The organism is Streptomyces aculeolatus (genome assembly GCF_020400605.1).
In the GTDB taxonomy this organism is placed as follows: Bacteria; Actinomycetota; Actinomycetes; order Streptomycetales; family Streptomycetaceae; genus Streptomyces; species Streptomyces aculeolatus.
Map to the genome: position 1 here is coordinate 797142 of NZ_JAINRD010000001.1, position 11956 is coordinate 809097.

General features: G+C 73.0%; 11 protein-coding genes and 1 tRNA gene. 8 read left to right on the forward strand and 4 right to left on the reverse strand.

What is annotated here, in order from left to right; all coding sequences use genetic code 11:
• Window positions 1-80: 80 nt before the first annotated feature.
• The gene (locus LG396_RS03505) at window positions 81-821 is read right to left on the reverse strand and encodes a hypothetical protein (RefSeq protein WP_100299785.1); all 741 of its coding nucleotides are present in this window, start codon (window positions 819-821) and stop codon (window positions 81-83) included.
• Window positions 822-1379: 558 nt separating this feature from the next.
• Between LG396_RS03505 and LG396_RS03510 the strand changes: the two genes are divergently transcribed.
• The 7 genes from LG396_RS03510 (at window position 1380) to LG396_RS03540 (ending at window position 8860) form a co-directional block, all read left to right on the forward strand.
• Window positions 1380-1862: a CarD family transcriptional regulator gene (locus LG396_RS03510; RefSeq protein ID WP_018836077.1), complete on the forward strand. Its 483-nt coding sequence runs from the start codon at window positions 1380-1382 to the stop codon at window positions 1860-1862.
• A 607-nt stretch (window positions 1863-2469) separates the two neighbouring features.
• The gene (gene ispD / locus LG396_RS03515; RefSeq protein WP_018841452.1) at window positions 2470-3279 is read left to right on the forward strand and encodes a 2-C-methyl-D-erythritol 4-phosphate cytidylyltransferase; all 810 of its coding nucleotides are present in this window, start codon (window positions 2470-2472) and stop codon (window positions 3277-3279) included.
• Window positions 3269-3844 carry a 2-C-methyl-D-erythritol 2,4-cyclodiphosphate synthase gene (gene ispF / locus LG396_RS03520; RefSeq protein WP_225793513.1) on the forward strand — a complete coding sequence of 192 codons (576 nt, stop codon included), beginning with the start codon at window positions 3269-3271 and terminating at the stop codon, window positions 3842-3844. Before ispD ends, ispF begins: the two co-directional genes overlap by 11 nt.
• Before the next feature lie 94 nt (window positions 3845-3938).
• Complete coding sequence (locus LG396_RS03525; RefSeq protein ID WP_018850746.1) at window positions 3939-4352, forward strand: PPOX class F420-dependent oxidoreductase; 414 nt, start codon at window positions 3939-3941, stop codon at window positions 4350-4352.
• A gap of 65 nt (window positions 4353-4417) precedes the next feature.
• Entirely contained in the window at window positions 4418-5818 is a 1401-nt protein-coding gene (gene cysS / locus LG396_RS03530) for a cysteine--tRNA ligase (protein ID WP_225793514.1), read from the forward strand.
• Window positions 5819-5920: 102 nt separating this feature from the next.
• Window positions 5921-6877, forward strand: coding sequence for a 23S rRNA (guanosine(2251)-2'-O)-methyltransferase RlmB (gene rlmB / locus LG396_RS03535; protein ID WP_037749806.1), 957 nt, complete (start codon window positions 5921-5923; stop codon window positions 6875-6877).
• A gap of 198 nt (window positions 6878-7075) precedes the next feature.
• The gene (locus tag LG396_RS03540; RefSeq protein ID WP_225793636.1) at window positions 7076-8860 is read left to right on the forward strand and encodes a DoxX family membrane protein; all 1785 of its coding nucleotides are present in this window, start codon (window positions 7076-7078) and stop codon (window positions 8858-8860) included.
• Between the two features lie 45 nt (window positions 8861-8905).
• Here LG396_RS03540 and LG396_RS03545 read toward each other — a convergent pair whose 3' ends face one another.
• The 3 genes from LG396_RS03545 to LG396_RS03555 form a co-directional block, all read right to left on the reverse strand.
• Complete coding sequence (locus tag LG396_RS03545) at window positions 8906-9628, reverse strand: nucleotidyltransferase family protein (protein WP_078523941.1); 723 nt, start codon at window positions 9626-9628, stop codon at window positions 8906-8908.
• Window positions 9629-9738: 110 nt separating this feature from the next.
• The gene (locus LG396_RS03550; protein ID WP_018841456.1) at window positions 9739-10152 is read right to left on the reverse strand and encodes a hypothetical protein; all 414 of its coding nucleotides are present in this window, start codon (window positions 10150-10152) and stop codon (window positions 9739-9741) included.
• 231 nt (window positions 10153-10383) lie between these two features.
• Window positions 10384-11520 (reverse strand): ABC transporter ATP-binding protein, encoded by a 1137-nt coding sequence (locus LG396_RS03555; protein ID WP_018836086.1) that lies wholly within the window; start codon window positions 11518-11520, stop codon window positions 10384-10386.
• A 178-nt stretch (window positions 11521-11698) separates the two neighbouring features.
• Here LG396_RS03555 and LG396_RS03560 point away from each other — a divergent pair.
• Window positions 11699-11772: transfer RNA gene (locus LG396_RS03560), tRNA-Thr, on the forward strand.
• Window positions 11773-11956 lie beyond the last annotated feature (184 nt).

Below are 11956 nucleotides of genomic sequence, written 5' to 3' on the forward strand. Positions count from 1 at the left end.
GGCCTATTCGGTCGATCCCGACAACGCAGCGAGCGTGCGTGCCAGGCGTCGCGCCGCAGACGCGAGATTGCAGACAGACCCTAGTGCTCGCTGACCGGGCTGTCCGAGGACGTCGCCCCGTCCTCGCCCGGCGTGCCTTCGGCGGCGTCGCCGGTGGCGCCGGCGTCCGCCGGCGTCGAGGAGTCGTCGGTGCCGGTGCCGTCCGCGCCCTCGGCGGCGTCCGTGCCCGTGTCGGCGTCCTCGCCGGACTCGCCGGGCTCGCCCGCGCCCGGCTCGGCGTCGGGGGAGGAGGTCCCGGTCTCCAGCGGGCTCGGCGACTCGGTGGCGGCCCACGGCGCGTACTCGCCGTCGTCCGCGACGATGAACGCGGCCAGCTCCACCTCGCCCTCCCCGCTGAACTCGAACGCGAGCTTCTTCGTCGCGCCGTGCCCGGCGTCGTGCCCGTCGGGCAGCACCGCGGAGGCGTGGCCCTCGCCGCCCAGCATCACCGAGCCGCCCGCCGGCACCACCACGCCGCCCCGGCCGTTCCTGCCGGACAGCTCCAGCTCCTCGCCGCTGTCCGCGAGCGTCAGCCGCTGGAGCGCCTGGTCCCGGTCGCCGTTGTTGAAGATGCGCGCGGAGACCGCGGCCGGCCCGTCGGCCTCCGCCGGCGTGATGACCACCGCGTTCTGGATCCTGATGTCGCCGGCGGTGACACGCGCGTTGTCGGGGTTGATCTTCAGGGTCTCGGCGTTGTTGCCCGCCCCGCACGCGGTGAGGACGGCGAGCGAGAGAGCGAGGGCGGTCGCGGCGAGCGTGCCGCGTCGAATGCTGCTGCTCACGGCGGCGGCATCTCCTTGGACGTGAAGGCCGGTTCGGCTTGGCTGCGGTGACGTTGGTGCTGGAGGGAACAGTACCGACCCCCTTCTGAGGGCACGGACCCGACCCGCCCTCTCGCCTCCCGCGCGCCTTCGCCGGGGGTCGCGCGTACGGCAGTGCTAATGCCCGGCAATATTCGCGTGGGAAGCGGTGTTGGAAGTACCGGGGGAAGAGCTGCGGAGGGAGATCGGGGATATCGATCACAGCCTGCGTGATCAATTCCGGGAATCCGGCCGGATTCATTCGTGATCGGCCGAACGGAGCAGCACGACTTCACCGGCCGACTCCGACAAATCGGGACGATCGCCGCTCTGTCGAACCTTCCGGCGGCAGGTGGCCTGCGCGTTTCGGGTTTCCCGCAGAGGCCATCCGACCTGCAGAAACCGTGATTCCGGCAGCGGCCGAAGCACGTTCCAGGGTCGCTTGTCAAGCCCCGAGACGGGCCCTGACCTGCGAAAACGCCATTCAGAAGCGGCCTGTGCCGTGTTACCCTGGATAGCCACGGAAGGGGTACCTGTCACATGACGTTCAAGGTTGGCGACACCGTGGTCTATCCCCATCACGGGGCCGCGCTGATCGAGGCCATCGAAACTCGCCAGATCAAAGGTGTGGACAAGACCTACTTGGTGCTGAAAGTCGCGCAGGGCGACTTGACGGTGCGCGTGCCGGCGGACAATGCCGAGTTCGTCGGGGTACGCGATGTGGTTGGCCAGGAAGGGTTGGAGCGGGTCTTCGAGGTGCTGCGTGCGCCGTATGCGGAAGAGCCCACCAACTGGTCCCGGCGGTACAAGGCGAACCTGGAGAAGCTCGCTTCGGGCGACGTGATCAAGGTCGCGGAGGTCGTCCGGGATCTGTGGCGCCGGGAGCGCGAGCGCGGTCTCTCCGCCGGAGAGAAGCGGATGCTCGCCAAGGCCCGTCAGATCCTGGTGAGTGAGCTGGCGCTGTGCGAGAGCACGAACGAGGACAAGGCGGAAGCGCTGCTCGACGAGGTGCTGGCGTCCTGAACGGCGCCTGACGTCGCCTCACGTCACGTCGGCGGTGCCCCCGGGCGCCGTGGCCGTGACGGCTGCGGCATCGCCCGATCGCCGGGCGTCGCCGTGGCTGCCCGGTGAGGTTGCGCGGCTGCGTTCTGTGCCACCGCGTCGGTGCCTGCTGTCGTCGTCCGGTGATCGGCTGCCGTTGCGTCGGCTGCCGTGGTACCGGCCGTCGGCTGTGCGGCGCGAAGCCGCGTGGCGTAAAAGCGCCCACTCTCCGTCGGTCCCGGTGTCGATCCCGACGCCGGCGTGTCGGCGCTGCCCGGTCACGTCCTACGTGGTCGTCCGTTTGTCCCCGCTCGTCCTTTCGCGTCATCCGACGGCCTGAAAGCGTGCCGGGTCTCGGGGCAGCCGTAGGCTCCTGCGCCACGCGTGCGTATGCTCGCGTGCGGCGCATCGGGCCGACGGCTGTCCCTTTTTTCATGTGGACACGCCGTGCCGGGCCCGGTGAGCTGCTGCGACCATGTGCGTCACGGAAGGGGGTCGCAGCGAGCTCCGCGGTGGGGGCACGAAGCACGTGCCCGGCACGCTTTTGGCCATACCCATGTCGTCCAAGGACACAAACCTGAACACCGCAATGTCTCCGTCAGGCTCGTCCGACTCGCCCGCCGCGTCCGTACGGACCCGGCCCGGCCACTCGGACCCGTCCGCCCCGCTCAGATGCGCCGCGGTGATCCCCGCCGCCGGCCGCGGCGTCCGGCTCGGCCCGGGCGCGCCCAAGGCCCTGCGCGCCCTCGGCGGCACGCCGATGCTCGTGCACGCCGTACGCGCCCTCGCCCGGGCCCGCGCGGTGTCCCTGGTCGTCGTGGTCGGCCCGCCGGATGAGGCGGCGCAGGTGCGCACCCTGCTCGACGACCACCTGGGGCAGCTCGACTCGACCGAGGTCGTCGTCGTCCCCGGCGGCGACACCCGCCAGGACTCCGTACGCCTGGGCCTGGCGGCGCTCCCCGACGACGTCGGCGTCGTTCTCGTGCACGACGCCGCCCGCCCGCTCGTCCCGGTCGACACCGTGGAGGCCGTCGCCGAAGCGGTACGGGCCGGGGCGCCCGCCGTCGTACCGGCGCTGCCCGTCACCGACACCGTCAAGCAGGTCGTGCCCGGCGGCGAACCGGGCAGCCCGGAGCCGGTCGTCGCCACCCCCGAGCGCGCCGCCCTGCGCGCGGTCCAGACCCCGCAGGGCTTCGACCGCCGGGTGCTCGCCGAGGCGCACGAGAAGGTGCCCGCCGCCGGCGACGGCGCCACGGACGACGCGGGCATGGTGGAGCGGCTGGGCGTCGAGGTCGTGCTCGTACCCGGGCACGAGGAGGCGTTCAAGGTGACGCGGCCGCTGGACATGGTGCTGGCCGAGGCCGTGCTGGCGCGCAGGAGGGCGACGGATGCCTTCTGACGTGCCGCCTTCGCAGACCGGCCCGGCCGGCCCCGCCGGTGCTTCCGGTGCCCCCGGCGGGCCGGGTACGCCCGGTGCGTACGGCGTGCTGCCGCGCATCGGCGTCGGCACCGACGTGCACGCCTTCGCGGCGGGGCGCGAGCTGTGGTGCGCCGGCCTGCTCTGGGAGGGCGAGAGCCACGGCCTCGACGGCCACTCCGACGGCGATGTCGCGGCGCACGCCGCCTGCGACGCGCTCTTCTCCGCCGCGGGCCTCGGCGACCTCGGCGCGCACTTCGGCACCGACCGCCCGGAGTGGTCCGGCGCCGCGGGCGTCGCGCTGCTCGGCGAGGCGGCCCGTATCGTCCGCGCGTCCGGCTTCCGCATCGGCAACGTCGCGATCCAGGTGATCGGCGTCCGGCCGAAGATCGGCAAGCGGCGGGCGGAGGCGCAGGCGGCGCTGTCGGCGGCGGCCGGGGCGCCGGTGTCGGTCTCCGGCACCACGACCGACGGCCTCGGGCTCACCGGCCGCGGCGAGGGCCTCGCGGCGGTCGCCACCGCGCTCGTCCTGCCGCCGCCCGGGTGACGCGATCTCCGCGCCGCCGCGCGGAAGGTCCGCGGCGCGCCGGTTGTTGGGTACGCAAGTAGTCCCACCCGACGCGCAACCGGAGGAGTCCCCCGTGTCTGTCGCCCTCTCCGACAACCTCAAGCAGGTACTCGACGGCCAGGTCTTCGTCACCGTCGCCACCGTGCAGCCCGACGGCGCCCCGCAGGCATCGCCCGTCTGGGTGAAGCGCGACGGCGACGAACTGCTGTTCTGCACCACCGCCGAGCGCGTCAAGGCCCGCAACCTCAAGCGCGACGCACGGGTCAGCGTCGTCGTGATCGACCCGGCGGCCCCGTACAACTACGCCCAGGTCTACGGGACCGCGAGCGTCACCACCGAGGGCGGCCGGGAGCTGATCGACGAGCTGTCGGTGAAGTACACCGGCAAGGACTACGACACCTTCAGCGGCGGCCACGGCGGCGACGGGACCCGGGTGGTCGTCCGCGTCACGCCGGAGAAGGTCTCGGGCCAGGGAAACCTGCACTGAGGGCCTCCGCGGGCTATCCACGGGCTGGGGCCCTCGAGGGGCCCCGGCCCTACTACCCTTGAGGCGTGACCATTCGCCTGTACGACACCAGCGCCCGGCAGATCCGTGACTTCACCCCGATCATCCCGGGTTGTGTCTCGATCTACCTGTGCGGCGCCACCGTGCAGGCCCCCCCGCACATCGGGCACATCCGCTCGGGGCTCAACTTCGACATCCTGCGCCGCTGGCTGCTCCACCGCGGCTACGACGTGACGTTCATCCGCAACGTCACGGACATCGACGACAAGATCATCTCCAAGTCCGCCGACCAGGGCCGCCCCTGGTGGGCCATCGGGTTCGAGAACGAGCGGGCGTTCACCGCCGGCTACGACGCGCTCGGCTGCCTCCCGCCGACGTACGAGCCGCGGGCCACCGGGCACGTGCCCGAGATGATCGAGATGATGCGGGCGCTCATCGACTCCGGGCACGCCTACGCCGCCGACGGCAACGTCTACTTCGACGTGCGCTCGTACCCCGGCTACCTCGCGCTGTCCAACCAGGAGCTGGACAACCTCCGCCAGCCCGAGGGCGAGGGCGAGACCGGCAAGCGCGACCAGCGGGACTTCGCCATGTGGAAGGCCGCCAAGCCCGGCGAGCCGTCCTGGGAGACTCCCTGGGGCCGCGGCCGGCCCGGCTGGCACCTGGAGTGCTCCGCGATGGCCCACAAGTACCTGGGCTCCCGCTTCGACATCCACGGCGGCGGCATCGACCTCGTCTTCCCGCACCACGAGAACGAGATCGCGCAGTCGAAGACCTTCGGCGACGAGTTCGCCGACTACTGGATGCACAACGCCTGGGTGACGATCGCCGGCGAGAAGATGGCCAAGTCGCTCGGCAACTCGGTGCTCGTCTCCAAGATGGTCGAGCGCTGGCGCCCCATCGTCCTGCGCTACTACTTGGGCACCCCGCACTACCGCTCCACCATCGAGTACAGCGAGGAGGCCCTGCGCGAGGCCGAGTCCGCGTTCGCGCGGATCGAGGGCTTCGTGCAGCGTGTGGTCGAAAAGGCGGGCGGCACCGTCGCCCCCGCCGCTGACGTGCCGCCCGCGTTCGCCGAGGCGATGGACGACGACCTCGGGGTGCCGCAGGCGCTCGCCGTCGTGCACACCACGGTCCGGCAGGGCAACGCCGCCCTGTCCGCCGACGACAAGGAAGCCGCCGTCGCCCGGCTCGCCGAGGTACGCGCCATGCTGGGCGTCCTCGGCCTCGACCCCCTCGACGACCACTGGACGGGCACCGGCGGCGCCGACCGCGGCGCCGATCTGCACGGGGCCGTCGACACGCTCGTACGCCTCGTGCTGGAGCAGCGCGAGGCGGCGCGGGCGCGCAAGGACTACGCGGCGGCGGACGCCATCCGCGACCAGCTCCAGCAGTCGGGCCTCGCCATCGAGGACACCCCGGACGGGCCGCGCTGGACGCTGTGCTGACCGCCCCGGACCGCGCGCGGTAGCCCCGTGGTGCCGCCCGGGGGACCGGGCGGCACACTCATGACGTAGAGAACGACGATCGCAGAAGCAGGTGGAGCTCCCATGGCCGGGAACAGTCAGCGCCGAGGCCGCAGAACGGCGAGCAAGAAGGGCGCGACCAAGGGCAGCGGCGGCAAGGGCCGCCGCTCCCTCCAGGGCAAGGGCCCCACGCCGCCCGCCGAGCAGCGCCCCGGGCACGCCAAGCAGCGCGCCGCCCGGGTGCGGTCGAAGAAGGCCGCCTCCGGCCGCCCGTCCGGCGGCCGCCGCGGCGGCAAGGGCAGCAGCGAGCTGGTCGTCGGCCGCAACTCGGTGTACGAGGCGCTGCGCGACGGCGTGCCGGCGACGACGCTGTACGTCCAGCAGTACCTGGACAGCGACGACCGGGTGCGCGCCGCCCTCCAGCTCGCCGGCGACCGCGGCGACGTCCACCTGATGGAGGCCCCGCGCCCCGAGCTGGACCGGATGACGGACGGCCTCAACCACCAGGGCCTGGTGCTCCAGGTCCCGCCCTACGAGTACGCCCACCCCGAGGACCTGCTCGACGCCGCCGCCGAGGGCGCCGAGGACCTGCTGGCCGTCGCCCTCGACGGGGTCACCGACCCGCGCAACCTCGGCGCCGTGGTCCGCTCCGTCTCCGCCTTCGGCGGGCACGGCGTCGTCATCCCGGAGCGCCGGGCGGCGGGGATGACGGCGGGTGCGTGGAAGTCGTCGGCGGGCACGGCGGCCCGTACGCCGGTGGCGCGGGCGGGGAACCTCACCCGCGCCCTGGAGGCGTACCAGAAGGCCGGCGTGATGGTCGTCGGCCTGGCCGCCGACGGCGAGGCCGAGCTGCCGGAGCTGGACCTGCTGGACGGCCCGGTGTGCATCGTGGTCGGCAGCGAGGGCAAGGGCCTGTCGCGGCTGGTGGGGGAGACGTGCGACGTACGGGTGCGGATCCCGATGCCCGGCGGCGCGGAGTCGCTGAACGCGGGCGTCGCGGCCGGTGTGGTGCTGTACGAGGCGGCACGCCGGCGGGCGTGAACGCCGTACGGGGCGGCGCGTAGCGAAACGGCACGAGCCCCGGCGAACCGTGTGTTTGACCGGCCTCCGACACAAAAGGGCTGTGTCAGGCAGTGTCTTCATGGCGTGTCACTCGGTTAGTGGAGCGTGGACACCAGAACACCGCCCACCCCCACGGGTGGTAGCGCCCAGGAGCCCGAGGACACCGGCCGGCTGACGATGGTGCGGGTGCCGAGCGAGCCTACCCGGATCAACGTCGACAACCCCAGTTTCCGGGTGCAGCTCGGGCCCTCGTCCCGCCGGACGCTCGCCGCGGCGGCCGCACCGCTGTACGGCGGCGGGGGCGGGCTCGCCCCGGCCCTCGTGGGCGCGGGGGTCGGCGCGGGACTGGGCGCCGGCGCCGGGGGTATGGGCGCCGGGGGCGTGGGCGCCCGCGGCGCGGCGCGGCGGCGGGTTCCCGTCGTCTGGACCGGGCGCGTCGACGACACCGCGGCGGGGCGGCTGCTCCAGGCCGTCCCCCGGGGCGACGCCGCGCGGTACCCCGCGGGCGGCGCCGACGCGATGCCGACGCAGGTGCTGCCGCGCTATGACGACGGCACGCAGGTCCTCCCGCGCTACGACGACGGGACGCAGGTGCTGCCGCGCTACGACGACGGCACGCAGGTCCTCCCGCCCGTCGACGACGCCACCCAGCGCCTGCCCCGCATCGACCCCTCCGGCATGCCGCCGGGAGCCGCCGGGGACGCCACACAGCTGCTCCCGCGTGTCCCGGAGCCCGCCGGGCCCTACTCCCCCGCCGGGCCGGACGGCGCGTACGGTACCGGGCAGGACGGCTACGACGGGCCGTACGACCTGTACACCGAGCCCGCCGGGGCCGACCCCGGCACCGCCCGGGACGACGGCCGCCGCACCCAGCGCCACGGCGCCGACCCGGTGCGGCACGCCTACTACCCCGGGCGCCGGATGAACCTCGGCGTCGTCCTGCTCCCCCTGCGCATCGTCCTCGGCCTCGTCTCCCTCTACGCCGGCATGGGCAAGCTCAGCGACCCGCTGTTCTTCGACGGCGGCGAGAACGGCTCGATGCGGAGCTGGCTGGAGCGGATGGACCCGTGGTTCGTCGCCCGGCCGCTGTACGACTTCGCCCTCGCGCACCCCGTCGGCACCGGCCTGACGGTGGCGTTCCTCCAGATCATCGTCGGCGTGCTGACGATCTGCGGGCTGTGGCAGCGGCTCGCCGCGGGCATCGGCGGGCTGCTCGCGCTCGGGCTGCTGGTGACGGTGGCGTGGCAGACGTCGTCCGCGTACGACGCGACGGACGCCCTGTTCCTCGCCGCCTGGTCCCCGCTCGTGATCGCCGGCGCCCCCGTCTACTCCCTCGACGCCCGGCTCGCCGGCGAGGCCTGGCGGACGCTGGGGCCGCGCTCGGAGCTGTGGGAGCTGCGCCGCCGGGTGCTGCGCCGCGGGACGGTGCTGGCCACGGTGATCGTGGGCCTCGCGCTGCTGGTCGGGTCGATGCTGGGGGCGGCGGTGCGGTCGTCGAGCACGGTACGGGTACCGGGCCCCGACGAGCCGCCCGTCAACCACCTGCCGGGCACCCCGCTGCCCGCCACGCCCGGCGGCAAGGGCCGGGGCGGCGACGCGGGCTCGGCCACCCCGTCGCGGGACGGCTCCGCGGAGCCGGGCGGCGCGGAGTCCACCCCCGGTGCGGGCGCCGAGGCGGGCACGGAGGAGGCGGGTCCGGCGACGGAGTCGGGCAGCGTCCCCCCGGCGCAGCAGCCGGCGGCGCCCCGGGCGTCGCAGGCGCCGCCGCCCCCGTCCGCCGAGAACCCGGCGCCGCCGCCCTCCGGCACGGGGTCCGGCGCGGACCCGGGCACGGGCGCGGGGCCGGCGGAGTCGGGCGCGGACGGTGCGGGGAGCACCGGGGGCGGCGGCCCGTCGGACGGCGGGTCGACGGGCGGCGGCGAGGAGAAGCCGAAGGGCTTGGTCGGCGGACTGCTGGGCTAGGAGCGGGGCGTACGGGCCGGGGCCGGGCCTCCGGCCCCGTACGCCCTACCCCTGGCGCAGTTCCTTCGCGGCCTCCGTCAGGTCCTTCGCCGTGTCGATGGCCCGCCAGTACGCCCCCTGCGGCAGCGGGAAGCCCGCCAGCCGCCGCTGCCGCGCCAGCCGCGGGAACGTGGCGCGCTCGTGGTCGCCGCGGTCCGGCAGCAGGTCGCGGAAGGCGGCGGAGAAGACGTACACGCCCGCGTTGATGAGATACGGCGACGGGGGCGCCTCGATGAAGTCGATGACGTGCCCGAACTGGTCCGTCTCCACCGCGCCCCAGGGCATGTTCGGCCGCGCCAGCGCCAGCGTGGCGTCCGCGCCCCGCTCCTGGTGGAACGCCGCCATCTCGGTCAGGGAGAACCTGGTCCAGATGTCGCCGTTCGTCGCGTACCACGGCTCGTCGGGACGCGGCAGCGACGCCGCCGCGAACTTCAGCCCGCCGCCGCGCCCGAGGGGCTCCTTCTCGACCACGCAGCTCACCTTCAGCGGCAGCTCCGTGGTGTCCAGCCACTCCATCAGCACCTCGGCGAGGTGCCCGCAGGACACCACCGCGTCGGTGACGCCCTCGGCCGCCAGCCACGCCAGTTGGTGCCCGATGATGGGCACGCCGGTGCCGGGGATCTCGACCATCGGCTTGGGCCGGTCGTCCGTGTACGGACGAAGCCGTGACCCCTGCCCACCGGCAAGGACCACGGCTTGAGTGGGTTGTGCTGCTGCGGCTGCGGTCATACCCCGCACCCTAACCGGCCGGTAGCAACAAGGCCGCGGGTGCGGGGTCCTGCGCTCCCGACCGGTACCGGACGCCCCTTCGGGCCCACCGGCCCGGGGGCTTACAGGGCCTACTGGGCCGTGACGACCCCGGACGCGAACGCGGTGTCGCACACCGGGCGCGAGAACGACTGCGCGCGGGCGACGCCGTACTTGGCGACCGCAGCCTCGCCCAGCGCGCGGGCGATGCCGGCGCAGTGCCGTGCGAGCGACGGCCGGGCGTGCACCTCGCGCTGCAACTGCGTGAGCGCGGCGCCGGGGTCCTTCTCCTGCAACTCGGCGATGAGCCGGTCCCGTAGCACTACCTGCGGGGCGCCGGCACCGGACTTGGCGGCGGCGCTCCGGGCGGAGGCGCTGAGCATCCGGGAGTCGGTCGAGGGCGACGCCCAGGGGACGGTGGCGACCGCGAGCGTACCCGACAGAACGAGTACGACGGGGAGGACGAATGCGATGGTTCTGCCGATACGGCGGGCTGCCTGTTTCACGAGGGCGATGGTAGCGAGCGGTAGTGATTTGGCGACATTGCGTCACTCCAACGGGCGCGGTTGGCCGGGAAATTCGAATTCCGTGTTGACGCCCGTGTCGAACGAAGTGGCGGACTTTCCGACGCACTTGCAGATTCGGGCCGGAAAAGCAGAACGGCGCCGCGCCCTCGATGCCGAGGGTGCGGCGCCGTTCCGGAGGAACTGCCGGGTGACGCGGCTCAGTACGTCATGTCAGTCGCTGAGCCGGGCGCCGGTGGAGGTGGAGAACACGTGGGTCTCGCCGGAGCGGGGGATGATGTGCAGCGTGGCGCCCTTGTCCGGCACGGCGCGGCCGGAGACGCGGACGACCAGGTCCTTGTCCTCGCCGCCGACGTTCGCGGAGCCGTAGACGTAGGCGTCGGCGCCCAGTTCCTCGACGACGTTGACCGTGACGGGCAGGCCGGCCGGGGCGCCGTCCGACTCCTTCGACAGGCTCTTCTCCGCGGGCGCGTCGCCGTTGGCCAGGTCGAAGTGCTCGGGGCGGACGCCGACGGTGACGGTGCGGTCGCCCTTGTCGGACGCGGCGGCCAGGGCCTCGCGGCTGACGGGCACGACGCTGTTGCCGAACTTGACGCCGCCGTCGGTGATCGGGACCTCGACCAGGTTCATCGCCGGGGAGCCGATGAAGCCCGCGACGAAGAGGTTCTCCGGCTTGTCGTACATCTCGCGCGGCGTGGCGACCTGCTGGAGCAGGCCGTCCTTGAGCACCGCGACCCGGTCGCCCATGGTCATGGCCTCGACCTGGTCGTGGGTGACGTACACGGTGGTGACGCCGAGGCGGCGCTGCAGGCCGGCGATCTGCGTACGGGTCTGGACGCGGAGCTTGGCGTCGAGGTTCGACAGCGGCTCGTCCATGAGGAACACCTGCGGCTCACGGACGATGGCGCGGCCCATCGCGACACGCTGCCGCTGACCACCGGAGAGGGCCTTCGGCTTGCGGCCGAGGTACTCGGTGAGGTCGAGGATCTTGGCGGCGTCCTCGACCTTCTGCCGGATCTCGGTCTTCGGCACGCCGGCGATCTTGAGCGCGAAGCCCATGTTGTCGGCGACGGTCATGTGCGGGTACAGCGCGTAGTTCTGGAACACCATGGCGATGTCCCGGTCCTTCGGGGGCAGGTGCGTGACGTCACGGTCGCCGATGTGGATGGTGCCGGCGTTCACGTCCTCCAGACCCGCGAGCATGCGCAGGGAGGTCGACTTGCCGCAGCCGGACGGACCGACGAGGACGAGGAACTCGCCGTCGTCGATGGAGATCTCCAGCTCGCTGACCGCGGGCTTCTCGGAGCCCGGGTAGATCCGGGTGGCTTTGTCGAACGAAACGGTTGCCATGGTGTTTCCCTTCACCGGCAGGAACGTGCCGGACGATCCGAGTAAAGGATGTGGTGTAGTCCACTGAGTGAACCTTGGCGCCGACCGTACCTGCCGGTCAGGCCCGTTGTCACCACCTCGAAGGTCCCGAAAACGCATCACCGCAGCGCACCGGCCCCCGGTTACACTGCACGGGCGCGCCTCCTTAGCTCAGCTGGTCAGAGCAACGCTCTTGTAAAGCGTAGGTCGTCGGTTCGAATCCGACAGGGGGCTCAGACACCCCAGCTCGGCAACCCTGAGCTGGGGTTTTCCGCTGCCGGAGGCGTCCGGTCCTGGGGTGCGGCCCGGCTCGGGCTCCCGTACTCACCGGAGCCGTGGGACTGGTTCCGCCCCCATCGAGTGCACGGTCGGTCCGGCGTGTTCCGCGCTGCCCGGGGGCGGGGTTATTCGGAGGCGG